Annotated in this window: 28 protein-coding genes and 5 pseudogenes; 25 read left to right on the forward strand and 8 right to left on the reverse strand. The window is 40.4% G+C overall.

Going from position 1 to position 23,926, the window contains the following annotated elements:
• Positions 1-82 precede the first annotated feature (82 nt).
• Together JCM19055_RS08080 and JCM19055_RS08090 are read right to left on the reverse strand one after the other, a co-directional pair.
• Positions 83-1,378, reverse strand: coding sequence for a CitMHS family transporter (locus JCM19055_RS08080; protein WP_042359376.1), 1,296 nt, complete (start codon positions 1,376-1,378; stop codon positions 83-85).
• A 336-nt stretch (positions 1,379-1,714) separates the two neighbouring features.
• Entirely contained in the window at positions 1,715-3,037 is a 1,323-nt protein-coding gene (locus JCM19055_RS08090) for an acyclic terpene utilization AtuA family protein (RefSeq protein WP_042359377.1), read from the reverse strand.
• Between the two features lie 176 nt (positions 3,038-3,213).
• Here JCM19055_RS08090 and JCM19055_RS28955 point away from each other — a divergent pair, with 176 nt between their 5' ends.
• From JCM19055_RS28955 to JCM19055_RS08100, 3 genes are read left to right on the forward strand one after another with little or no spacing between them, the layout of a single operon-like run.
• A complete protein-coding gene (locus JCM19055_RS28955) occupies positions 3,214-3,705 on the forward strand; it encodes a PAS domain-containing protein (protein WP_265181941.1) in 492 nt (163 codons plus the stop codon).
• The gene (locus JCM19055_RS28960; protein ID WP_305047336.1) at positions 3,687-4,568 is read left to right on the forward strand and encodes a sigma-54-dependent Fis family transcriptional regulator; all 882 of its coding nucleotides are present in this window, start codon (positions 3,687-3,689) and stop codon (positions 4,566-4,568) included. Before JCM19055_RS28955 ends, JCM19055_RS28960 begins: the two co-directional genes overlap by 19 nt.
• Before the next feature lie 4 nt (positions 4,569-4,572).
• Positions 4,573-4,842, forward strand: a complete 270-nt coding sequence (locus JCM19055_RS08100; protein ID WP_042359378.1) for a hypothetical protein — start codon at positions 4,573-4,575, stop codon at positions 4,840-4,842.
• Positions 4,843-4,872: 30 nt separating this feature from the next.
• On the opposite strand, the gene JCM19055_RS08105 is transcribed toward JCM19055_RS08100, so the two are convergent.
• Entirely contained in the window at positions 4,873-5,772 is a 900-nt protein-coding gene (locus JCM19055_RS08105; protein ID WP_042359379.1) for a LysR family transcriptional regulator, read from the reverse strand.
• A gap of 162 nt (positions 5,773-5,934) precedes the next feature.
• On the opposite strand from JCM19055_RS08105, the pseudogene JCM19055_RS08110 reads away from it, so the two are divergent.
• The 9 genes and pseudogenes from JCM19055_RS08110 (at position 5,935) to JCM19055_RS31510 (ending at position 12,352) form a co-directional block, all read left to right on the forward strand.
• A pseudogene (locus JCM19055_RS08110) lies at positions 5,935-7,201 on the forward strand (MFS transporter).
• Positions 7,202-7,285: 84 nt separating this feature from the next.
• Positions 7,286-7,693, forward strand: a complete 408-nt coding sequence (locus JCM19055_RS08115; protein ID WP_042359380.1) for a thioesterase family protein — start codon at positions 7,286-7,288, stop codon at positions 7,691-7,693.
• A gap of 294 nt (positions 7,694-7,987) precedes the next feature.
• Positions 7,988-8,656 (forward strand): sigma 54-interacting transcriptional regulator, encoded by a 669-nt coding sequence (locus JCM19055_RS23275; protein ID WP_052366095.1) that lies wholly within the window; start codon positions 7,988-7,990, stop codon positions 8,654-8,656.
• The gene (locus JCM19055_RS23280; RefSeq protein WP_052366096.1) at positions 8,598-9,347 is read left to right on the forward strand and encodes a sigma-54-dependent Fis family transcriptional regulator; all 750 of its coding nucleotides are present in this window, start codon (positions 8,598-8,600) and stop codon (positions 9,345-9,347) included. The genes JCM19055_RS23275 and JCM19055_RS23280 overlap by 59 nt, the downstream gene beginning before the upstream one ends.
• A 147-nt stretch (positions 9,348-9,494) precedes the next feature.
• Positions 9,495-10,079, forward strand: a complete 585-nt coding sequence (locus tag JCM19055_RS28965) for a hypothetical protein (protein WP_265181943.1) — start codon at positions 9,495-9,497, stop codon at positions 10,077-10,079.
• Positions 10,036-10,757 (forward strand): annotated as a pseudogene (locus tag JCM19055_RS28970) (hypothetical protein). Before JCM19055_RS28965 ends, JCM19055_RS28970 begins: the two are co-directional and overlap by 44 nt.
• Entirely contained in the window at positions 10,750-10,983 is a 234-nt protein-coding gene (locus JCM19055_RS08130) for a hypothetical protein (RefSeq protein ID WP_042359381.1), read from the forward strand. Before JCM19055_RS28970 ends, JCM19055_RS08130 begins: the two are co-directional and overlap by 8 nt.
• Before the next feature lie 12 nt (positions 10,984-10,995).
• Positions 10,996-11,835, forward strand: a complete 840-nt coding sequence (locus tag JCM19055_RS31505; RefSeq protein ID WP_370543048.1) for a tripartite tricarboxylate transporter permease — start codon at positions 10,996-10,998, stop codon at positions 11,833-11,835.
• 46 nt (positions 11,836-11,881) lie between these two features.
• Positions 11,882-12,352, forward strand: coding sequence for a hypothetical protein (locus tag JCM19055_RS31510; protein WP_370543049.1), 471 nt, complete (start codon positions 11,882-11,884; stop codon positions 12,350-12,352).
• A 214-nt stretch (positions 12,353-12,566) separates the two neighbouring features.
• On the opposite strand, the gene JCM19055_RS08140 is transcribed toward JCM19055_RS31510, so the two are convergent.
• Complete coding sequence (locus tag JCM19055_RS08140; RefSeq protein WP_265181944.1) at positions 12,567-13,193, reverse strand: GntR family transcriptional regulator; 627 nt, start codon at positions 13,191-13,193, stop codon at positions 12,567-12,569.
• 166 nt (positions 13,194-13,359) lie between these two features.
• Here JCM19055_RS08140 and JCM19055_RS08145 point away from each other — a divergent pair, with 166 nt between their 5' ends.
• From JCM19055_RS08145 to JCM19055_RS08185, 10 genes and pseudogenes are all read left to right on the forward strand, one after another.
• Positions 13,360-14,268, forward strand: coding sequence for a DMT family transporter (locus JCM19055_RS08145; RefSeq protein WP_042359383.1), 909 nt, complete (start codon positions 13,360-13,362; stop codon positions 14,266-14,268).
• A 146-nt stretch (positions 14,269-14,414) separates the two neighbouring features.
• Positions 14,415-14,801: a hypothetical protein gene (locus JCM19055_RS08150; protein WP_152549809.1), complete on the forward strand. Its 387-nt coding sequence runs from the start codon at positions 14,415-14,417 to the stop codon at positions 14,799-14,801.
• A gap of 17 nt (positions 14,802-14,818) precedes the next feature.
• Positions 14,819-15,139: a CHY zinc finger protein gene (locus tag JCM19055_RS25295; protein ID WP_081833544.1), complete on the forward strand. Its 321-nt coding sequence runs from the start codon at positions 14,819-14,821 to the stop codon at positions 15,137-15,139.
• 72 nt (positions 15,140-15,211) lie between these two features.
• Positions 15,212-15,856: an acyl-CoA thioester hydrolase/BAAT C-terminal domain-containing protein gene (locus tag JCM19055_RS08155; protein WP_042359385.1), complete on the forward strand. Its 645-nt coding sequence runs from the start codon at positions 15,212-15,214 to the stop codon at positions 15,854-15,856.
• The gene (locus JCM19055_RS08160; protein ID WP_265181945.1) at positions 15,853-16,215 is read left to right on the forward strand and encodes an acyl-CoA thioester hydrolase/BAAT C-terminal domain-containing protein; all 363 of its coding nucleotides are present in this window, start codon (positions 15,853-15,855) and stop codon (positions 16,213-16,215) included. The genes JCM19055_RS08155 and JCM19055_RS08160 overlap by 4 nt, the downstream gene beginning before the upstream one ends.
• 360 nt (positions 16,216-16,575) lie before the next feature.
• Positions 16,576-17,043: a DUF418 domain-containing protein gene (locus tag JCM19055_RS08165; RefSeq protein WP_042359387.1), complete on the forward strand. Its 468-nt coding sequence runs from the start codon at positions 16,576-16,578 to the stop codon at positions 17,041-17,043.
• A gap of 18 nt (positions 17,044-17,061) precedes the next feature.
• Positions 17,062-18,030: a proline dehydrogenase family protein gene (locus JCM19055_RS08170; protein ID WP_265181946.1), complete on the forward strand. Its 969-nt coding sequence runs from the start codon at positions 17,062-17,064 to the stop codon at positions 18,028-18,030.
• Between the two features lie 31 nt (positions 18,031-18,061).
• Positions 18,062-18,507: pseudogene (locus JCM19055_RS08175) on the forward strand (NUDIX domain-containing protein).
• 38 nt (positions 18,508-18,545) lie between these two features.
• Positions 18,546-18,764: a hypothetical protein gene (locus JCM19055_RS08180; RefSeq protein WP_265181947.1), complete on the forward strand. Its 219-nt coding sequence runs from the start codon at positions 18,546-18,548 to the stop codon at positions 18,762-18,764.
• Between the two features lie 17 nt (positions 18,765-18,781).
• Positions 18,782-18,973, forward strand: a complete 192-nt coding sequence (locus JCM19055_RS08185) for a hypothetical protein (RefSeq protein WP_042359389.1) — start codon at positions 18,782-18,784, stop codon at positions 18,971-18,973.
• Positions 18,974-19,058: 85 nt separating this feature from the next.
• Here the strand turns inward: JCM19055_RS08185 and JCM19055_RS28975 are convergent, their stop codons facing one another.
• From JCM19055_RS28975 to JCM19055_RS31520, 3 genes and pseudogenes are all read right to left on the reverse strand, one after another.
• Positions 19,059-19,448 carry a CoA transferase gene (locus JCM19055_RS28975; protein ID WP_265181948.1) on the reverse strand — a complete coding sequence of 130 codons (390 nt, stop codon included), beginning with the start codon at positions 19,446-19,448 and terminating at the stop codon, positions 19,059-19,061.
• The gene (locus JCM19055_RS31515; protein WP_370543050.1) at positions 19,432-19,800 is read right to left on the reverse strand and encodes a CoA transferase; all 369 of its coding nucleotides are present in this window, start codon (positions 19,798-19,800) and stop codon (positions 19,432-19,434) included. The genes JCM19055_RS28975 and JCM19055_RS31515 overlap by 17 nt, the downstream gene beginning before the upstream one ends.
• 1 nt (position 19,801) lies before the next feature.
• A pseudogene (locus JCM19055_RS31520) lies at positions 19,802-20,211 on the reverse strand (CoA transferase).
• A 189-nt stretch (positions 20,212-20,400) separates the two neighbouring features.
• Here JCM19055_RS31520 and JCM19055_RS28980 point away from each other — a divergent pair.
• Positions 20,401-21,576, forward strand: a complete 1,176-nt coding sequence (locus JCM19055_RS28980) for an acyl-CoA dehydrogenase family protein (RefSeq protein ID WP_042359390.1) — start codon at positions 20,401-20,403, stop codon at positions 21,574-21,576.
• Positions 21,577-21,655: 79 nt separating this feature from the next.
• On the opposite strand, the pseudogene JCM19055_RS25300 reads toward JCM19055_RS28980, so the two are convergent.
• A pseudogene (locus tag JCM19055_RS25300) lies at positions 21,656-22,444 on the reverse strand (LysR family transcriptional regulator); the annotation flags it as partial.
• Positions 22,445-22,557: 113 nt separating this feature from the next.
• Here JCM19055_RS25300 and JCM19055_RS08200 point away from each other — a divergent pair.
• Together JCM19055_RS08200 and JCM19055_RS08205 are read left to right on the forward strand one after the other, a co-directional pair.
• Positions 22,558-23,082, forward strand: a complete 525-nt coding sequence (locus JCM19055_RS08200) for a MaoC family dehydratase (protein ID WP_042359391.1) — start codon at positions 22,558-22,560, stop codon at positions 23,080-23,082.
• Positions 23,079-23,900 carry a CoA ester lyase gene (locus JCM19055_RS08205; protein WP_042359392.1) on the forward strand — a complete coding sequence of 274 codons (822 nt, stop codon included), beginning with the start codon at positions 23,079-23,081 and terminating at the stop codon, positions 23,898-23,900. Before JCM19055_RS08200 ends, JCM19055_RS08205 begins: the two co-directional genes overlap by 4 nt.
• Positions 23,901-23,926 lie beyond the last annotated feature (26 nt).

Consider the following 23,926-nt stretch of genomic DNA (forward strand, 5'->3'; position numbering starts at 1 on the left):
CGTGAAGTTTTCTTATAGAGATAATGAAAGTAGAAACAGCATTCCTAAGGTGAGTGCAGGAATGCTGTTCCGAGCGACTTGTTTACCAAGCAGAAATAACTCCAGTTAGAATTGCAAAGATAGCCATTACAATGGTTGTCAGAAACGCCCATTTAAACATGAATCTTTGATGATCGGCGAGTTCTACTTGTGCTAAACCGATTAGTAAAAACGTAGAAGCGGTTAACGGGCTTAAAGGAAAGCCGACAGTCATCTGACCGAGTACGGATGCTTGTGCAATCTCAATAGCGGGTACGCCATACATTTCAGCAGATTGAGCTAAAATTGGCATTACACCGAAGTAGTAAGCATCCGGATTGAAGACCAAGCTGAGAGGGACGCTGATTAATGCGACTAAAGCAGGCATCGAACCGCCAATGCCATCTGGAACTACACTAACTAGAGCTAGGGCCATGGCGTCAATCATGCCTGTACCGGTAAGAATACCAGTGAATATGCCAGCTGCGAAGATGATCGCAAGCACGGGGATAGCTCCCTTTGCTTGTCGCTGAATTTGGTCCATTTGTTGATCTGGCTTTGGGTAATTTAGCATCAAAGCGATAACAAACGCAACGATAAAAACAACCGGTAAGGGAAGCCATTGCATGACGAGCGTCGTGAGTGTGAGTATAGTAAGAAGAACATTTGGAATGAATAATTTCGGACGTCGCATCCCACGTTCTTCTTCGCTCATTTCAGTTTGTAGGTCGTACTCATAGTCTTGAATACCTAATCGTTTTTGTTCCTTTTTTCCAACCCAGTAAGCGACAAATAATAACCATAGAAATCCAACCCCCATTGAAGGCAGTAAAGGAATAAACACTTCTCCTGGGTCAATTCCTATAGCAGTTCCTGCCCTAGCTGTTGGACCTCCCCAAGGCATAATATTCATAAGTCCCGCTCCAAGACCGACCATACCTGCCAGAACAATCCTACTCATCCCTAATCGATCATACAGAGGCAATAGTGCAGGGATTACGATAAGGAAAGTAGAAGCTCCAGATCCGTCTAATTGGGCAATCATTGCAAAAAGTAACGTCCCGATAACAACTTTTAAGGGGTCGCCTTTTACTATTTTTAAGATGCGAGAAAGTATTGGATCAAACATTCCAGCATTGCTTAATACTCCAAAATATAGAATCGCAAATCCAAGCATAACACCAGTAGGAGCAACCAATTGTAGTCCTTCCAACATAAATTCCCCAAGCTCGAGCCCAAACCCACCGATGATACCAAAGATGATCGGTACAAGTACTAAAGCGACGATCACAGATAAACGTTTAGATAAGATGGAGTATAAGAAAATTGCAATCGTTAAAAAGCCTAGAACGGCTAGCATAGTATTCCCCCTCTAACTTAATTGAAGCGCTTTCATTTGGTGGCTAGTTCTTAAGTTCAAAATCTAACATTCTCCAAGACAACGACTTTCCATGAGCATCAAAAGTTAGTGCTGATGAGACACCTCCTGGTCGGGTGCCATACAAGACAAAGTGGATGCACGATAAATTTGGAAGTGTATAGCGTTCAACATCTTGAACATGTAAATCTGCGAAAAAAAGTGGAAACGGCTTGCGTAGTTAATTGTTCTACTAAAATAGGATAATCTTGATCATCATAAGCAAATATGCTAATTGTTGTATGTTCTCCTTTGTCCCCGGCTCGTGCATGAGCAAGTTTATAAAGTGGTGTCATAGTCATCTTCCTTTCTTAGATTAGTAATTGTTGACCTAGGGATTGTTGCTGAATAAGCAGATAAGACTCTTCTAGTAGATTTTCTAACTCCCCCTGGTCCTCCTGGACCGTTTAACCACAATGATTCAACTTCATAACCAACGAGTTCTACAGATTTATGTTCAGAACTCTTTACAGCTACGCGCAGTAGAACTTCAGATGGATGAGTTGTTTGATAAGCACCAAGTAATTCTGTATGAATTGCATTTGTTTCTAGACCATGAGCTAGTAATCGTTCTACAACAATGGATTTTGCAAGTTTTGCTCGTTCTAAAGAAGCATAGCCAACATAATTGATCATTGCTTCTCCAATGAACCCTTGGTCAATGCCAATAGTTAGCTTAAAATCATCTGGGCGTTTTCTTCCTGTTGCACCGTTCACTTTTATGATGTCTTTTGCAACTTCTGTAAAGGTAACTTGGCTAAAATCAGCGCATACGTCGGGAGTAAGGTAGGCAGCAGGGTCCATGACTTCATAGAGCAGTTGCTCTTTGCATGTACGAACGGATACTTCACCACCAGAATTAGGGGTTTTGCTAATTGTTGCTTCGCCATTACTAAAGATCTCTGCAATTGGCATCCCTACTGTAGCTAGTTGGTTGACGTGTTTCCTCACTCCATCGGCAAAGTACCCACCAGTCACTTGAGCTCCACACTCTAGTAAATGACCGACTACTGTACCCTTACCGAGGAGTTCCCAATCATCTAGTTTCCATTTAAACTCATGAATCATAGGTGCTAGAAAAAGGGACGGGTCCGCGACTCTTCCTGTAATGACAACATCTGGTTGACCCTGTAGTGCTGGGAGCATCTCTTCAGCACCTAAATACGCATCAGCTGAAATAAACGCATTGCGACTCATAGAGAGTGGTTCATTCGTTTCCCAAAGGGTAGGATTGTAGTTCTGAACGACATTTCTTAGCGATGGTTGCGTAACGACAGAAATTGAGATGTGTAGATTTAATGTTTCTGCGACTGCTTTAGTAATTTTTGCTGCTTGCTCAGGGTTCGCAGCACCTAGGTTTGTAATAATGGTAATGTTCTTTTCCTTACAAATAGGTAATAATGTTCTCATTCGTTCTTCTAGGAATTGACCATATCCCTTTTGTGGATCTGTTAATCGGTCTAAGTGTGCTTGGATCGTTGTTCGTTCTGCAAGTCCTTCTAGAACTAAGTAATTAATATTTCCGTGTAGAGCTAGGTTGACAGCGTTATCAATTCTGTCTCCTGCAAACCCAGCACCAGTTCCAATGCGGATCGATTTCATTATGTTCACCTCTCAATGTATGAACTTGCAATTACCGTGCCAATAAAAAAAGGATGAAAACAATACACATTCATCTGTATATTTCTAAGTTATTAGATTTAATTTCTAAGAAATTAGAGGAGTGGTGGGGAGTGATAATTGCTGATACACTATCCTAAAATCGAGGAGGCATACCGTTGCTAGAAGACCACATAATTGAATCAATTCAAGATGGCGTTCTTGTTATTAATGAAGAAGGAATTGTCGTTAAAATAAATACTGAATATACTCTGATAACTGGGGTTGAGCGAGAAGAGATTCTAGGTCGACCACTTAGTGCTGTTAGACCTAATGCACAGCTTGTACAAACACTAATTGACGGAAAAAAACGTACAGGGGTGTATCGAAAATTACAAGGGAGAGAGTATGTCGTAGATATGGCACCAATCTTTGAAAACGGAAAAGTTATTGGAGCCGTGTCTGTATGTAAAGGTAAGGACGAAGTTGTTGAATTATTAGATCAACTTAATGTTCAACAAAAACGTATACAACACCTCGAAGAAGTGCTTCATTCGAACTACCGTAGCAACTATACGTTCGAAAATATCATTGGTAATCGAGGGGGATTAAAAGAGACAATTGAAATCGCTAAAAAAAAGCGGCAAATGTTATATTCCCAGTATTACTAACTGGTGAAAGTGGTTCAGGAAAAGAAATGTTTGCACAAGCGATTCATCAAGCGAGTGAGCGCGCAAATCGAGTGTTTATACCAGTGAATTGTGCGGCTTTTCCTAAAGAGTTAATGGAAAGTGAACTATTTGGTTACGAAACAGGGGCATTTACTCATGCAAATAAAATGGGGAAGTCAGGATTATTTCAGGCTGCGCATGAAGGAACTTTATTTCTTGATGAAGTTGGGGAAATGCCTATAGATCTACAAGTGAAGTTACTTCGAGTGCTACAAGAAGGAAAGATTCGTAAGGTAGGAGGAGTAAAAGAAAAAGAAGTTGATGTAAGAATTATTGCTGCGACTAATCAGAATTTATATGAGCGTGTGCAAAAAGGACTGTTTCGAGAAGATCTATATTACCGGCTATGTGTAATACATTTAAAAGTTCCTGCATTAAGAGATCGTAAGGAAGATTTGCCTGAGCTAGTTGAACATATATCTAAAAACTATACAATTAATGATCGTAAAGTAGTTGTATCCAGAGAGGCAATGACGGCACTCGCTTCTAATGCTTGGCCTGGAAATGTTCGAGAATTGAAGAATGCGTTATATTATGCACTAAGTATGATGACAACTCACGAGTTAGAAGTAAGCCATCTACCTGAAGCTGTTCGTACACAAAGGCAATCTATTATCCCCTCTTCTCAAATTTACAGCGACTTATCTTTAGCTAATTACGTTCAGAGTTCAGAACAACAGTATATTAAACAAGTGTTGGATCAGTTTGAAGACTCCTATTCTGGTAAACAACAAGCAGCTCAAAAATTAGAAATCTCTGTTGCAACGTTGTACAATAAATTAAAGAGAATAAATAAAGGATGATTACATGAATCAAGAAGCAAAAATGAATACAATGGTTGTTTATTCTTACGGCTTGCTTCTCCTCATCGGAGCAGGGTTGTATTTTCTAATTCATAGCAATCAGTATGACACTCACTATATGGTTGAAGGTATAGGGTTTGCTTTAGCAGTTCTTATTCTTATTTGTCCAAGTGTCTATGTCTATAACAAGTTCTCAATTGGTAAACCGATTGTGTTGACGTTGCTTGTGATCGTTGCTGCAGGTTCCGCAGTTGCGACGTTCATCACGTTGTAGAAACAAAGAAATAAGCATTGATTGATAAACTCAATCGATGCTTATTTCTTTTTGTTGAACGTATGGTTGCTCTAACACAATATCGATAAATGCTTTGATCGCGGGGGAGAGCCATTTATCTTTTCTATAGATTAATTGCGAATACAATGTAGGTTCCATATGGAAGGGAATCCTTTTTAATGTACCAGTTTCAAGCTCGGTTTCAACTGTCATTCTTGGTAAACAAGTGATGCCTAAGCCACTCACTGCACAACGTTTAAGTGCTTCCACACTCCACAATTCCATAGATTGAACAGCGGTGATGTTCTTTTCTTTTAACGATTGTTCAAAAATACTTCGGTAGCTGCAGGCGTATTCATTTAACAGAATACTTTCTTGAAGCGATTCGTTAGGTTGTAGCACGTGATCTTGAATACGTTGGTTACCGACAACGACAATCTCTTCTTTTGTTAAGGTGTGCGCGACGAGGTCGGCTTCTTCAACGAGAGGTAGTAAAACGAAAGCAAAATCGGTATCGCCGTCTAGAACGGCAGATTTATTCATGCTACATGTTGCATTGCTTAGCGTTAGTTTCACATCTGGATGTTGTTCCTTGAAGGCACTAAGAATGGGTTCGAGGCGATATAAGGTAATGGATTCTGTAGCTGTAATTTTTAATTCACCTTTAATGGTGGTTTCGTCACTTCCTATACTTTCAAGGCGCTTGTAGTGTTCAAGCACATTTTTAATATGAGGGAGTGCTTCTTTTCCGGCATCGGTCAAATGGATTTTACGACCCAATCGATCAAAGAGTGGGGCGTTTAAATGTTCTTCGATCGTTTGAATGTGTGCTGTGACACTCGATTGTGTGTATCCTAACAGTTCTGCTGCTCGAGTAAAACTCCCGGTTTCTATGACTTTTAGAAAGGTTACTAAATGCTTGATATCCATTTGCTCACCTCTTTACGTTTCATAGTATCAGAAAAAATGATGATATCCATCATAAACTTTAATTTAACGAATGATTAAGAGGCGGTTATGATTGAAACAGGAGGGGTGCATGATGAAAACTTCGGTTCTGTTGCTCAAAGATGGTGAACGGATTTGTATCGTATGAGAAACCTTCATTACGGATGGGTGATACTCGCCATCACGTTCTTTTCAATTATTGCAGCGGGTGTCACGATTGCGTCATCGGGTGTGTTGATGACACCGTTCCAACGTGACTTTGGTTGGGATCGCTCCGCCATTGCCTTGGCGTTTGGGGTTAGCTTATTTTTATATGGAATTGCAGGTCCTTTTATTGCAGCGTTATTGGAAAGTGTCGGTTTAAGGCGAATGATGATCATGTCTATGCTGACGTTGTTAACAGGGAGTCTACTTACGCTCGTTATGACAGAGCCTTGGCACTTAATTATCATTTGGGGTGTGATTATTGGGTTAGGGGCGAGTCTTTTCCTAACCGTCATTAGTCCCTTTGTCGCAAATTATTGGTTTGAGAAGCGAAGAGGGCTTGTTGTTGGGATCTTAACGGCAAGCACTGCTACCGGCCAATTAATCTTGTTGCCATTGCTCGCTGTACTCATTAGCAATTACTCATGGCGGATCGCGATGGGCTTGATGATTGGGATTTGTAGTGTCATGTTGTTGCTCATCCTTTTATTTATGAAAAACAAACCAGAAGATGTCGGGCTCCGCCCTTATGGAGCAGCAAACTATGTAGATAATGAGAAGGATACGGTTAAGAAACCAGTCATCTCAGATGCATTTCGAGGGTTAAGGCTAGCAGTTAAATCGAGAGTGTTTTGGCTATTGTCGTTAAGTTTCTTCATATGTGGGTTTTCTACGAATGGGTTAATTGGGACACACTTTATTTCATATTGTCTTAGTTTTGGGATTCCTTTAGTGACGGCGACGTCGATCCTCTCGTTTATGGGTGTATTTAATTTAATCGGTACGACATTATCAGGGTGGTTATCTGATCGTTTTGATAACCGTTGGCTATTGTTTTGGTATTACAGCTTGCGCGGGGTGTCATTAGCCATTCTTCCTTTCGCATTGATGGAAGGTAACGTTGTACTTATTGCTCTTTTTACAATCTTTTATGGGCTAGATTGGATTGCGACCGTTCCACCAACCATTAATTTAACGAGAGAACGATTTGGGGTGAAGCAGACTGGAATTGTCTATGGGTGGATTTTTGCTTTTCATCAAGCGGGTGCAGCTTCTGCGGCTTACGGCGGAGGATTAATTTATAGCGTATTTAATTCGTATACGTATGCGTTTTTCCTTGCGGGTGTTTTTTTGTTTGTTAGCAAGTCTATTCGTATTAATGATCCGCAAACAGAAAGATTTGCAACATGAAGAGCGTGTTGCGTAAGGCTCATCATGTTTATGTGAAAAAAAAGGAATATAGCGAATTTCGTTGAAGATAAGTAGATTAGGATGGCAGGAGGGGTAACAAGTGAATGATTTTGAATTTTCGCATCGATTGAAAGTTCGTTATTCAGAAGTAGATGGTCAAAAAGTTGTCTACAATTCTCATTATTTAATGTATCTTGATATTGCTGTGTCTGAGTATTTCGCAGAACGATTAACAGAGAAAGAAGCAGCTCAATTTGATTACATGTTAGTGAAGTCTACGCTAAACTACCATCAATCTGCGAGGTACAATGATTGGCTAACGATTCGGTGCCGTATGGAAAGAATCGGAACGAAAAGTATGACGGTGAGCTTTGTAATTACAAAAGATGACGAAGTCGAGCCAATTTTGACTGCAGAAATCGTGTATGTGTACGTTGATCCTGTGACAATTGTGTCAGCAACGGTTCCTGACTTTATCCGTACGAGCTTTCAACCTGTGCAACAGTGAATTGGTTTTATAAGGTGACCAGTTAATCGTAGTAACTAAGTGTTTACAGTTGAGGGAGTTGATTCAAAGGGTAGTGTAGAGTGCATAGGGATTCTAGAAATTAATTCAAATCAGACACAGCAGTAAGCACTGCTGTGTCTGATTTGAGTTGTCAAGCCAGGGCATTGAACTCGGTGTATTTTCTGAATCACGTAGCAATAAATGTTTCAGGCGAACGAGAGTAGCCATTATGATAAACTTATTACCATCTTTAGTTAGGTTTTTAGCTTACTAAGCTGTCAAGGAGGTTACACTGTGTACAAAACCTTTATGGATCAAATGCACGATGGGGTTATTATAATAGATTGTCACTCTAGGGTTATTTATGCTAATCAGTCTTATTACGAGATATTGGGAATTAAACAAAAGAATATCATTGATATGAAACTAGAAGACATCCAAAAGGATACAAAGATCGTAGAGGTATTGCACTCTGGGAAAAAACTCATTAATGTAGCGTTTAATTTTAAGCAAACGAATGTAAGAATTATTGCAAATCTAATGCCGGTCTATAATGATGAGGGTGACAAAATTGGTGCAATGTCTGTATTTAGAGATGCTACTGCAACGAGGGCAATTGAAGATGAACTGTATCAACTTAAAGATTACGCACACTATTTAAGTGGTCAGCTGCAACAAATTTCGAGTTCTTTGTTGCAGAAAATGGATTCAAAAGAGCCTTTGCAGCGTGAGGTGAATCTTAAATTAATAAGAGCGGCTCAATCAGACGCATCGGTCTTAATTACAGGTGAGAGCGGCAGTGGAAAAGAAGTTGCTGCAGATCTCTTGCATGAGTTGAGTCCGAGGCATCAACACCCATTGATTAAAGTGAACTGTGCAAGTATACCTGAACAGTTAATTGAAAGTGAGTTTTTTTGGTTACGTAGAAGGAGCTTTCACTGGTGCTGTTCGTCAAGGTCGTAAAGGGAAGTTCGAATTAGCAAACCAAGGCACACTTTTCCTTGATGAAGTTGGAGATATGCCACTCTCATTGCAAGCGAAGTTATTACGTGTGTTACAAGATCAAAAGATTCAGAGAATAGGTGACGACAAATCAATTCCAGTAAATGTGAGAATTATAGCTGCTACGAATGTCGATTTAATAGAACGGGTCAAAAGCAAGCAATTTCGTGAAGACTTATTTTATCGATTGCATGTGATCCCCATACATCTACCTCCACTTCGAAAGCGGAAAGTAGATTTACTAGATTTAACGAACGATCTAATAAATGATTATAGTGAGCGTACTCATAAACAGTTAACGCTCTCTGCAGAGGTTAAACAACTATTTATAAATTATGATTGGCCTGGCAATATACGAGAACTACACAATGTTTTGGAATATGCATTTGTTATGGCGAACGATGGAGAGAGAATATCAAAGTCTCATCTTCCAAACTATATGCTTGAGTCGTCGTCACATACAAATGATCAAACGGCGTTAACAAATATTGAATTGTATTTAAAAACGAATGAAATTGAAAAAGCCGCTATTGTTGAAGCTTTGCAACTCAGTAATAATAATCGAACGAAAGCAATGAAACTGCTAAATATGAGTAGAAAGAGCTTTTATCATAAGCTAAAACACTATAACTTAACAGAATGTATACGGTAGAAGTTGTGTACATTGCATACAAAAACTTTCAATGTGTTTCTAAACGAAACACATAAATATAAAAAAAACCCTTTGAAAGCGTTCTCAATTTTGGAACGCTTTTTGCAATTACATAGAATGGAAGATAAAGCTGAAGGGGTGTTAAACATGAAGCACAAGTTTACAAAGTTTCATGAAAAATCGATGGAGGATCGTAAAGCAGCAGTTTTTGCGTTTAGTCAGTTGAATGAAGAAGCCAAGTCTCTATATTACAATTCCGAATACGACCAGTTATCTGATCAACTGGTAGAAAATGCAATAGGTGTTATGGAAATACCGCTTGGAGTGGCTGTGAACTTTGTCATTAACGATATAGAGCGGGTAATTCCTATGGCAACTGAGGAATCTTCAGTCATTGCTGCAGCCAGTCATGGTGCTAAATTGGCTCGTACATTAGGAGGATTCCATGCACAAGTTGATGGGAGCTATATGTTCTCTCAAATACATATCGTTCATGTGAAAGATCCTTACGCAGCTAAAGTGAAAATCTTGCATCACCGGGATGAGCTAATCCGACTAGCGAATCAGGAAGATCCAATACTAAAACAACTAGGCGGAGGGGCATATGACATTACGGTACGTTCTCAAGAAGATCCATCTTCACTCGTTGTTCATTTGCATGTCGATACATTAGATGCGATGGGTGCTAATGCTACAAATACGATGGCAGAAAAAAATCGCTCCAAGAATTGAAGAAATAACGGGTGGCGAAGCTCGACTAAAGATTATTTCTAACCTTGCAGATCGTAGAATTGTACGTGTGTATTGTGAAGTTCAACAGGAGCAATTAGGAGGTACAGACGTTGTTGATCGCATTGTACAAGCGTGTGACATCGCAAAGCGTGATCCTTACCGCGCTGCAACACATAACAAAGGAATTATGAATGGAATTACTCCTATTGTATTAGCGACAGGAAACGATACTCGAGCTGTTGAAGCAGGGCTCATGCATATGCCAGTAAAAATCAGCACTATTCACCATTAACGAAATGGGAAAAGAACTCAAGCGGTAACTTGGTAGGAAGTATTGAGGTACCGATCGCTGTTGGAACCATAGGTGGAGCAACCGCAATTCACCCTAAAGCAAAATCCAACTTAGAAATCATGCAAATTAATTCTGCAAGAGAACTATCAGAAGCCATTGCAAGTGTTGGTTTAGCACAAAATTTAACGGCGTTAAAGGCATTAGCTACTGAAGGTATTCAGAAGGGGCATATGAAGTTACATGCGAAGAACATTGCTCTAATGGCAGGAGCGAAAGGGGATGAAATCCCAAAAATTGCTTCTCTTTTATTAAAAGATGAGAAATATAGAGTGGACGTTGCTAAGCACCACTTGAAAACGGTAAGAGGAGAGAAAGCACATGAGTAGTCAACGCAAAAACCTAGTAGAAATATGGGAAGATCATGTCCGAGTTAAGGACCTTGTTATTGCTGTCCTCTTATGTAGTGTTCCTGCGCTGGGAGGTTACATGCTTGCACCTAATGAACCGCCATTGCCCTTAGCGATAGGTCTAGGCAGTGCATTTGTAGGTTTTATTATTGCTTGCATCGTAATTAAGCCAAAACGTCATCTTGAAGAAATTGATGAAGAATAGAGGTCATTTCGTATGGATCCAATTATAATCATGCAAATGGTTGTTGCTGGTCTTTTTGGTGCCGTTCTCTATACAATTATTGGTGTGGCCCCAGGTACAGATGAAACGGCGGTGTTAGCACCTGTCACGCTAGCTTTAATCTTAGCGGGTGTATCACCGTATGCAATCTTAGCTTTTTTTATATCGGCCATTACTGCAAAAAAACTTACTGATTCTATACCGGTAGCGGTCGCTGGTATTCCAGGAGGGGTTATGGCAGCTCCAATGGTAGAGCCAGCAATGGTTTTAAAGCAGCACGGGTTATCAAATTTAAGTATTAAAAAAATGGCATCTGGATCAGTCATAGGAACCATCGTATCCATTCCAGTTAGTATCGGCCTAGCCATGTTTATTATGCCCTTTGCCGATACGATTGTAAGTTATGAAGGACTTATCTTTTTTAGTGGAGCAGTCTTTTTGGCACTATTAACAAAGAATAAGCTACTTTCACTCATCGTCATCGTTCCTTTTGCCCTTTTAATTCAAGGGTTAAGAGAATTATACTGGGCTACTGGAATTGTGGCTCAAGACACAACGGTATTCATATCGTTCTTTTTAGGAATAACAATAGGACCGATTATCTTTAGCATCTTTGAATTATTAAATCAGAACACAAGAAATTCTATGCCTAGATATGGCTATAAAGAAATTGTATTCAAAAAGGTCGTAACGAAAGAAAAATTCCCTAATCCACTGAAAATCTTAACGAAAAAGGAATCAATTTCTGCTTCTTTTGGTTCTGTTTTAGGGTCTTTGACGTTTTTTTCTTTCTCCTGTTGGAATGACTGTATTTTACGGAGAATTGCTCTCTAGGAGAATCAAAGATCCAGTAAAGCGAGCGTCCCGAGCAATTTCTACAATGGATAGTCTGACGAGTGCGACGTATATGTCAGGGATATTAATTCCTTTAATTGCGATAGGATTGCCACTATCACCAGTCGCAATAGGTCCTGGAAATGCTCTCTTTAATGCACCACCTGTTTTTGATATAGATAATAATATACACCATCAATTAACCATGAGTGAAATTATTGTTGCAACCTGTATTGGAGCAGCAATTGCAATGATTTTTACTTATTATATAGCGATGAAATTTGCTAACCAAATCTGTACGTTCGTATTCAAGCTTGTTCCTCATGAAGCTCTGATAGGCTTATTTATGGGGCTTGTACTTATGCTTGCATTTATGGATGCAGGCTGGGTTAATATTTTTGGCGTATTGTTGATTGGACTTGTGGCGGGTCTATTGCACCGAAATGGGGTCAATTATGGTGTTATGTTTATGATCCTGTATTCTGCACCTTGGATTATGGGTGTGTTTGGGAGTTGAACCAAAGAGTGAAAAATATAGAGAAAATACTTGTTCATAACAGTTTTAAAGTGTCTCTAGTTTTCTAGTATTAGTTTGTTTAATGAACATTTCAAATTTGTTGACGTAGTTATATGAAAAAAAGAAATAATCGCTAATATGTATTGTTAGTAGATCAAACAAACTAAAAGTAATTCTTAATGCCAACAGGTTGTTGTATTAAGAATTACTTTTTTTATTTGCTTTCATTCAGTGCAAGAATGTGTTGTAAACTGTTCATCCAATTGTCTGCTAATAGCTGTTTTGCACGTTCTAAATCTTTTTCTTTTATACTTTCGATTAAAGCGTAGTGTTGGTTTAACGACTTGTCTTTTGATGAAGCTTCGTGAAAGTAAGAGGATTCAATGCGTAAGATTTTATCTTTAATCGTGCCAAGCATCTTTATTAACTCTTGGTTAGTGGACAGGCTAACGAGTTCACTGTGAAACTGGATATCATAATGTAAACATTGTTTCGCGTCGTTGGCATTGATCGCCTGTTTATAGTTGTCATTGACCTCTTCTAACTTAGCAATCTCTGTAGGGCTCGCGTGAAGGGCATCTGAAAGAGCGAGACTTTCAAGCGCGATGACGATGTGATACACGTCTTTTGCCTCTTCAACATCAATTGGCGCAACCATCGTATAGCTATTTCGTTTGCTGACGATAAACCCTTCGTCTTCTAACTTCAACATGGCTTCTCGGACAGGTGTCCGACTAATTCCAAGTTCATCTGAAAGTTCTACATCTTTAAGTTTTCTTTGTGGTTCAAGCTCTCCTGTGATGATGGCATCTTTAATAATCTGATATGCATGATCGCGCATGGAAATTTTATTGATTTTTTTATTGTTCAGATTCATGAAATCACCTGTTTACTTTAGAATGATTGATATGTAATATATCAATTATAATTACCAGCTCATGGGACAGTCCCCCGGCATAGTAACGTATTAACGTGATGGGGGACTGTCCCCGCTGGAGGTGGGTTTTATGAGAGCGAGCACAATTAATGGATTACTCGTCATTACAATTGTCTGTATTTCTTTATCGGCTATTTTTGTGAAGTTGTCAGATGCTCCGTCAACGATCATGGTCATGTATCGAATGTTTTTAGGGTGTCTCATCTTAGTGCCATTTTTAATCAAGCATCATCAATCTATCTTTAGGATAACAAGAAAAGAATGGCTTGCGCTATTTTTCGCGGGATTCTTTTTGTCTGCACACTTTGGTCTTTGGTTTGAATCATTGAACCATACGACAGTGGCAAGCTCAACGCTCATCTTAGCGCTTCAACCTGCGATCGCGTTAATCGGGGGACTAATCTTTTTCAAAGAAAAGATAAAACTTAGCACTGTATTCACATTGAGCATTGCGTTTATAGGGGTCGTCATCGTTGGTGGTGGGAACGTAGGCTTAGGGCAAGGAGTGTTGTTAGGGAACTTCCTATCCTTATTATCGGTATTCTCGGTCGTCTTCTATTTGCTGATCGGTCAGCGCAATGTGAAATCAATTAATCATTGGGTGTACAGCTTTATTGTCTTCTTTATTGCCGGCGCAACGATGGCTGTTCTTAACGTGATTAGTAGTGTGCCTTTAACGGGATACTCAACTCACGATTGGCTAATCTTCATTTTGCTTGCGATTTTCCCGACAGGAGCACACATTATCTACAACATGTTGCTTAATTATGTGAGTACGACAACAGTTTCCATGAGCACGCTAGGAGAACCGATTGGGGCATCGTTACTTGCAATTGTTGTTCTTGGAGAAATGTTAACACCGGTCGAATTAAGCGGTGGAATTCTTATCATTGTAGGCATTTATTTGTTTTTAAGAAATCAAAGTCGAACAGATGAAGTGTTGGAAGAGCAACTAAAAACGTTAAATAATGAAACGTAATGAATAGAAAAGGAGTATGTATGTTAGAAGAGAATGTCTACAAATGAGGTAGCTCTCTTGCTTGAGTCAAAGGACGTGATACGTTGCGAAAGAAAAAATATGCGTGGACTGTTTTAGTGATAGCTTCACTTTGCAGTGTATTGATCGTGGTTAGTATGATTTTTAATCTTCACCCTGGCGGATACGTCATTCAGATCGATAATGAACAATCGATTATGGAGATCATCCCTCCGTTTCATGGTGATATGATCGTTGCTAAGTACGACCATAATAGTGCACTAGTACTTTCCCATTTGTTGCTTGTTTTATTTATCGTAAATGTGATTATGAGTCTTCATTTAATTGCATTCATAGTTTTAAGCGTTATCTCGGCGCTGCTGTTGATCGTAAAAAAGCATTCAAAAATCCTAAACGTATTGAATTACATTGCTGCAGCGTTCACACTTACGGTTTTGATCGCTGGTGCTTTTTATTACCAAAGAAGACTCAATGAAATTGAAGAGATTTTACCTGCCTTACAAGAATTCTCGTGAAAGGATGTGAACAGCTGATGGTCAAAGTATATGGACACACCATTGATGATCAAACAAGATGCACCCACTATCACACAATTAAGGACATTGTTGCGATCAAATTTAAGTGCTGTGGTAAATATTATCCTTGTTATCAGTGTCATGATGCTTGTGAAAGCCATGATCGTAAAACGTGGGAGCCTGAAGAATTTGATCAACGAGCCATACTGTGTGGTGTGTGCAAAAAAGAACATACGATTCATGAGTATCTAAAAACGGATGCGTGTATCCATTGCCAGTCACCGTTCAACGAAAGGTGTGCCAATCACTATCATTTATATATGAACGTGTCTTCTTAAATGGAGATAAGATTCCTCTAATGTTATGAAGCAAGTTCGTTTCACATAATGTACATAGGAGGGGGTGTTGGCATGAAAATCGTTCTACGAATTTTGTTATCGCTCGGTATTGTTGTTGCAATTATTGTTGTTGGGATTTTTGGATTGCGGTTTTACAATGCGGAGCGTTACGGTTGGAGTGATGAGGAAGAACCTGAATATCATCATTATGAGGCCTATCCAGATTCATTTGCTGGCGGGATTGTGGAGCATTTTGAAAGTGGGATGGCGAATGGATTTCACTTTATTCCGGATGAGCCAATTGCAGCAGAGCCGATTATCGTATTCGGCGGGTCTGAAGGGAGTAGTAATTTCGAAGTAGCAGAAGATCTTGCATCAAAAGGGTATGAAACGTATTCATTGTTTTTCTTCGGTGCACCGAATCAGACAACAGCCTTAAACAAAGTGCCATTAGAATTCTTTGGTGATTTTCTAAGGTATTCAGAGTTGGAAGATGAACCGATTACTGTCATCGGTTATTCAAAAGGTGCGGAACTCGGACTTAATTTGACGAACTATTATGAAGAAATCAACCATTTGGTGTTGTACACGCCTAGCCAGTATACGTACATGGGCTTAGACTTTAGCGAAGCTCCGGTTCATCATGGACGTATGATGGAGAAGAGTTGCCATACATTAGTTTTAATCAAGCGGATTTTGGACCGACGATGCGAATGATTGTAAATATGCTCGTTGCTAACCCAGTTGCATACCGAAAGACGTATGAATCTGCCGTTAAGAACTCTGAAAATGCAGATGCAGCTCGAATCGATTCATCGTTATTTAAGGGCAATGCCTTGCTTTTCGGAGCGCGTGATGATGCCATGTGGCAAGGGGATGAAGCGGCCGAGCAAATCGCAGCAGAGATCGGTGATCGTGCGGAAGCCATCATTTATGCAGATGCGGGTCATCTATTGGGAGGGCCACCGTATCTTGCTGGAATGGCAATGGGTGGCACCGAAGAAGCCAATGAAGAAGCGAAAGCGCATAGCGATGAACAGCTCTATTTGTTTCTAGAGGAAAATGTTCAAGAGTGATGCCTGTAAAATAAGGAAGAAATTCCGTTTTACAGGTTTTTTTGCGACAAAATTATTAAGTTTCCAGGATTGAAAACAATCAATGTTAGAATTAACTGATAAAATCGAGAGATAGGGAGGAAATCGAAATAGCAACGTCTTCAGGATTGTCTCCGCTTGCACCCGGAAATCGCTGGAATTCCATTAATGCCATTCGGGGCATCGCACTACTTGGAATTTTTATCACGAACAGTTCGCTTGTTCTGATTCCTCATTTGTTCATTTCAGATATGTCAGTGAACGAAGGCAATGATTAGAGAATTCCACCGTTCATTGATATTTTTATATAGAATAAATTTTTATCATTGTTTGAGACTATGGTTGGTCTTGGTTCGTATTATTTTTAAGTCGTATACAAGAAAAAAAAGGGAGCTCGTATCGCAAATTATACATAAGACGGATGCTCTATTAGTCTTTATCGGTTTGCTTCAGTTTAGCGCAACCAATCATCAACTATTTTACTTTTCTTCATTATTATGGTTGTTGCAAGCGAGTCGTTGGCAAAAGATTCTAAGGCCGTTTCAGGTTGTCGGCAGAACGGCTCTGACCAATTATTTGTTGCAATCAATTATTGGAATGGGGTTCTTTATAGGATTCGGGTTATTTGGGTCTTTGAATCTATCATTAGGATTGCTTGTTGTCATCGTTGTATTTCCGATTCAAGTGCTGTTTAGTTTCTACTGGCTAAAGGCTTTCCACTACGGACCGATGGAATGGCTCTGGCGTACGGCTACATATGGGAAAAGGCAACCGTTAAAAAAAACGATGAGACTACCAATAGCTAGGTGAATAGGAGTGGGAAGCTACATGAAAAGAGAGATGAGTGTCGTAGAATTAGAATTCGCAAAATCTATGAAATCAGTAGCTAGAAATTTGGAAGTAAAAGAATATATCCAGCACTCAGATCCATTATTTTCGTTGTTTCAACGAGCGGCAAAGCGCTTTGTGGCTGGGGAAACGAGAGACGATGCGCTGATGGTTGGTGAAGAGCTATTAAGTAAAGGCTACCGAATTTCACTCGAATTTATTGGTGAAAATACGACATCATATGAAGCGTGTGTACGAGCGAAAGAAGAGTTTTTAGCACTCATTGCAGCATGTCGCGAGAACGAATTAGAAGCGAGAATTTCTTTTGACTTGTCTCATATCGGTTTGCTCGTTGACCTTGAATTTGCAGAAGAGAACTTGAGGGAATTAGCGCAAGCTGCTGAGCAACAAGACATTCACCTTATGATTAGTATGGAAGAATCTTCGAAAACCGATGATATACTAGCTGTATACAAAAATGTTGCGTTTGATTACACGAACGTCGGTGTGACCATTCAAGCCCATTTGCATCGCTCGAAATCAGATCTAGAAACATTACTTCTGTTTGAAGGACCTGTACGAATTGTAAAAGGTGCATATGAAGAACCTGAAGATCTCCATATTGCTCGTTCTGACGCGCTAAATGAACGATATGTGGAATTGGTTCGAATGTGTGTGAAAGAAAGAAAGGCTGTATCGATCGCTTCGCATGATGAAGACATTCTTAGTCATATTCAAGAAAAAGAGTATTTCAGCTATGAATGGATTGAGGCAGAATTTCTATATGGAATTCGCCCTGAATTAAGCGAAAGCCTAAAAGCAGACGGAGCTGCTGTAAGAATCTATCTTACCTATGGAAGTGAATGGTACCTTTACCTTGTTCACCGTATTGCCGAGTACCCTCCGAACATTTATCAAGCATTTACGGATCTAATTCAAGGGAAATCAGATGCGTTAAAGCAGTATTAATCATTTATTGAAGTGCAAGAAGGAGAGAATCATGAAGATCCGCAACTCAGCAAAAGCCATCATCATTGACGACAATTGTGTATTATTAACGAAGAACGAGGATCGTGACGGTTACTTCTATTTGTTTCCAGGAGGCGGTCAAGAGCACGGTGAAACACTCCAACAAACGCTCATCCGCGAATGTAGAGAAGAAGTCGGGAAGAAAGTGACGTACGAGAGTTACTTCATCTTCGTGAGTACATTGGAAAACATCATGAATTCGCGTCTTTCGATGGGGATGTGCATCAAATTGAGTTTTATTTTGCGTGCTCGATCATTGGCGACGAAGTGAAGCCAAGCAATCTAGACTCACACCAGGTCGGGATGGAGTGGATTCATAAAGACCAACTACCATCGATTCGGTTATATCCAAAAGCACTTGTAGCCCAAGTCTTACAAACAGGTGAAGCGGTTATCTATTTGGGTGATGTGAATTAGAAATGAACGTATACTAGATGAGAGGAGTAGTTTAAGTGATGCCTTTCCAACTGTTACTATTTGCAGGGATTTGTTATGTGGGTTTGTCAATTATAGATCAGAACGTAACTCGTCATTCATTCCTCCTAGGAAGCAACTATGAAGAGGTGTTGCAAGCGGCTCGTTCGCTATTGCCTGTTCTTCTTGGCTTAGTAGCAACTTGGGTTATGGAGCGAATGCGATCCATACGTCAGTTTTTAAGAAGACGATTGGTTTGATCAATAGGAGGAATCATATGATTCAATTATTCGGAAGGTCCATTCAGTTTGAACGGTTTGTCGTACCATTTCTCGCTCTTTGTAGTGTCGTGATCATCGGCTTAAATCTTATTTATACGACACTATTTCATGTTCCGTTTCTGAACTGGACGACAGGAATGGCTGTCGCCCTGCTCGTTTTTGCTACATATTTGCATAGGATTAATTAGCATGCTGTTGACTCTCAACAGCTTTTTTTTGATTTCGAATTACATCATTCCTGGCATTCCACCCATCTAAGTAAGAGGGGGAGTATCACAACGATTGTTCTCTTCGTTTTTGTTGGAATTCCTCTCTCACACGCTCGGTATGCTCGCCGATCTCTGGGATTGGTTGCATAACAATATCAAAGTCTTCACTGTTGATCGGTGGAAGTAGCGCGTCAACAAAACCAACGGGGCTGCCAACTTTCGTCCATCGTGAACGTTCTTTTAATTGAGGATGATTTCGAAATGCAGTCATATCGTTAAGGTTGGCATTGGCAATAGAAGCTGAATCGAGCCGTTCGATCACATCTGCTGAAAGAAGGTTTTGCAACTCCTCTTGGATGATTGCTCCTAAACGTTCTTTGTTGGCGAGGCGGCGCGCATTATCCGCAAAGCGAACATCGGTCGCTAGCGTCTTGTCCTCAAGGATTTTTTTCACAGAACATTGTCCATTCTCGATTGTTCTGTACACCAATGAAAATCGTCTTATCAGACGTTTCAAAAGGACCGTATGGATAGATGGATGCGTGTGCTGCACCGGTACGATTCAACTTCTTACCGCCTATCCCTTCGTAGTACATCGGAAATCCCATCCATTCCCCGAGCGCTTCGAGCATTGAGATCTCTAAGTGGGTTCCTTTCCCCGTTTGACTTCTAGCAATAATAGCAGAAAGAATACCGCTAAAAGCGTACATCCCAGCAGCGATATCAGCGATGGAAATGCCCGTTTTCGAAGGGGTGTCTTCGGTCCCGGTAACAGAAACAGCGCCTGTTTCACATTGGATGAGCAAATCATACGCTTTTTTTATTCGTGTAAGAACCGGTTTCCCCGTATCCAGAAATGCTGCAAGTAATTAAGTTCGGATACTGTTCACGAAGTGGCTTACTACTAAACCCGAGTCGTCGATTGCCCCAGGCGCTAAGTTGTGTAGGAAAACATCGGCTTGACTCAAGATCGAATCTAGTAGTTCTTTATTTTCTTTATCCTTTAGATCAAGGACGACGGATTCTTTAGAACGATTAAGCCAAGTGAAAAAACTCGACATGCCATTCACGGTATCATCGTAACCTCGAGCAAAGTCACCTTCAGGACGTTCAATTTTTATGACGCGAGCACCTAGGTCTGCTAGTTGGCGGCTTGCAAATGGGGCGGCGACTGCTTGTTCGATTGATACGACAGTAATGCCTTTTAGTGGTTGCATACGCTACGCCTCCTTCTTTTAAGTTAGTCATAGTCTATCGATCCCTCTTATGAAGAACAATCGCAATCTTGCATAAGTTAGATTCAGAATTTGCATCGATGCGTTTTTGTTATGCATTCCATGCACAGTTGCGATTGTTTTCTGACATTTAAAGCGATTACAATATAAGAAACAAAAGGAGGGTGTCGCATGGTAGTCAAACATGATGAGGTAGATGTTGAGACACTACGAAGCGAAGTTCGTGCGTTGCTTCGTGAGTTTCCAAATAAATATTGGAGAGATTTAGATCTAATCCGTGAGTATCCGTATGAGTTTGTGAACACGTTAACGGAAAAAGGATATTTATCGGTATTAATTCCAAAAGAATACGGTGGAAAAGGGTATGGCATTACAGAAGCTAACGTTGTTCTTGAAGAAATTCATCGAAGCGGCGGTCATGCGGCAGGTTGTCACGCACAGATGTACACGATGGGGGCGCTTTTAAAGCACGGAAGTGAAGCGCAGAAAAAAGAATACTTACCAGGTATTGCAAAAGGTGACATCCGTTTTCAGTCGTTTTCAATTACAGAGCCTCAAGCGGGTTCAAACACATCGGCAATTGAAACGGAAGCTGTAAAGACGAACGATGGGTACGTTGTGAATGGACACAAGAACTGGACGAGTCGAATCGAGCAGTCAGATTTATTAATGCTACTCGCACGAACAACACCACTTGAACAAGTCGAAAAGAAAACAGATGGCATTAGCCTATTTCTTATCGATCTTAGAGAAATACGTGCAAACCAACCAGACTCACTCGCTATTGAGCCGGTGCGAGCGATGTTCAATTATGCGACGAATAAAATCTGGTATAAAGATATGCACATTCCGAAAAAGGCACTAATCGGTGAAGAAGGAAAAGGCTTTAAATACGTTCTAGATGGGATGAATGCAGAACGAATATTGCTCGCCTCTGAAGCGATTGGTGACGGGTATTTCTTTATCGATCAAGCGACCAACTATGCAAACGAACGTGAAGTATTCAATCGCAAAATTGGCTCTAATCAAGGCATTCAATTTCCAATTGCAAAGGCATATGCCAATGTTAAGGCAGCAGAAGCGATTCGAGACAGAGCCGCAACGAAGTTTGACCAAAACGAGAAGTGCGGGGAAGAAGCGAACATGGCGAAGTATTTGGCTAGTGAATCGAGCTGGGAAGCCGCAAATGCGTGTATTAACACATTCGGCGGCAACGGTTTTGTTGATGAGTACGATGTAGAGCGGAAGTTCCGTGAAACGAGAATGTATCAAGTCGCCCCGGTGAATAACAACATGATCCTTTCATACCTCGGGCAACATGTCTTAAAAATGCCTCGTTCGTATTAACGGGGTGGTAGGTGGTGGAAGTCCAACACCATCTGCTTGAAGTGAGTCGCAGCATTGGAAAGAAAACCTTGTTTTTTTTGTGGATGAAGTAGATCGGGCGTTCCACTTTGAAGTTCTCAACAGCAACTTTCTTAAGACCGGTCATCGATAAGGAATCGACAATCGACTCAGCCATAAACGCTACACCTAAGTTGGCTTTAACCATTCCGATAATGCTGTTAATTTCAAGTCCTTCATAGGCGATGTTCATCGACTTGTTTTTGTCCGCGAAAGCTGCGTCGAGTAATTTCTTAAGCTCGGTTCCGGGACTGTATTGAATGAGCGGTTCCTTGGTTAATTCATCAAGAGTAACGACTTGATCTCTTTTGGCAAACGTATGATCAATGGAAACGACGAGTACGAGATTGTCTTTGAACAGTTGTTGGTATTCTAGCTCGGCGAATGTTTGGAACTGTGTAGCAAAGCCAAAGTCGATATCATTCGTTAACAAACTCTTGATGATGGCATTGGCGTTCACTTCTTGTAAGGAAAGAGAAAATTTCGGTTCGTGTTCTTTTACCGTCTTTAACAATTTAGGGACGTACGCAATTCCCAAACTGTGGACAAATGCAATCGATACGCTCCCAGATTCAGGATCAACCATGTTTGAGATCGACGTTCGCGTGTGATCCCATCGTTGAAGAATCTGTTTCGCTTCGGTAAGAAACGTTTTGCCGAAACGGTTAAGAACAATTTTACGGTTTCTACGGTCGAACAATGGAACGCCTAATTCAGTCTCTAGTGATGTGATCGAACGGCTCAATGCAGGTTGTGAGAGCATAAGCAGATCAGCAGCTTTTGTCATGCTGCCTTGTTCAGCAGTAATAATGAAGTTTTTTTAGTTGAGACATATCCATAGCGTTCACTCCAATGATGTATAAACATTCGTTATTTTTATACTACTGCAACGTTTGTGAATAATAAATAGGAAGGGTGTTGAATGTGACAGTTAATGAAATCAAGCAAGGGTGGAATGGAAGGTTCTATGAGGATTTTGAAATCGGAGATGTTTACCCTCATCCGCTAGGCAAAACCGTAACAGAAACAGATAATCAATGGTTCACATTACTTACACAAAATACAAATCCCATCCACTTTGATAAGGTTTACGCAGAGCAAACGGATTTCGACCGAGTGTTAGTCAATTCGGCATTTACGATTGCGCTCGTCACAGGTCAATCAGTGTCAGACGTCTCACAAAACGTCATGGCGAACTTAGGGTGGGATGAGGTGAAGCTTCCTAATCCGGTTTTTGAAGGCGATACGATTCATTCCTATAGTGAAATACTAGAGAAGCGAGAATCAAAGTCTCGAGATAACGTTGGCATCGTTCGGATTAAGACGTATGGCTATAATCAAGACGGCAAAATTGTCATCCATTTCCTTCGCACAATGATGGTTTACAAGAAAGATTACGCACCAAAAGAAAAGCATGAACTTTTAAATAAAGTGTTGAAACAACAATGATTCGACCACTTTCTTGGTTGTTCGTTCCGGCGAGTTCAGAGAAATTGATTACAAAAGGCATTGAGTCAGACGCCGATGCAGTAATTTTTGATTTAGAAGATGCGGTGGCAAAAGAGCGTAAAGCTGATGCTAGAGCGATGCTCATTCACGCGTTGCAACAACAATCGCCACGACAACTGTTTATACGAATCAACGATTTAGAAACGGAGTATTGGCAAGACGATTTACGAGCAGTTGAAGAACTTGTCAGCTATTCGTTAATGGTTCCAAAGGTGACAAGTGCAATTGATATTCAAAAGATTGAAGCACTCACGTCGAGGTGTAATGAGATCGTACCAATCATTGAAAGCGCTGAAGGTATGTGGAATGTGATGGAGATCGCAAAGGCTTCTCCAACTATTCGTCAATTAGCGTTTGGTGCGGAAGACTATTGTCTAGATTTGAGCATTCAGAAAACAGAAGATGGGACTTCATTACTTCATGCCAGATCACAAGTCGTCCTTGCATCGAGAGCCGCAGGACTAGAGTCACCGATCGACTCTGTTTATACTGATTTCAAAGATTCAGATGGATTTGGAAAAGAGAGCATGTATCATAAAGCGCTCGGCTTTCGAGGGAAACTATTAATTCACCCGAATCAAATTGAACAGCTTCATAGCGTTTATTCAGTAACGAGCGAAGAATACACAACAGCTAAAAACAATCAAAGAAGCCTTCGAAGACGCCCAACAACAAGGCATTGCATCAATTCAAGTGGGTGGGAAAATGGTCGACTATCCTGTCTACGATCAAACTATGAAAATGATAGATCAATATGAGACTAAAAAAGCGAAACGGCTATAGA

It is taken from the genome of Geomicrobium sp. JCM 19055, assembly GCF_000698185.1.
GTDB lineage: Bacteria > Bacillota > Bacilli > Bacillales > Marinococcaceae > Geomicrobium_A > Geomicrobium_A sediminis.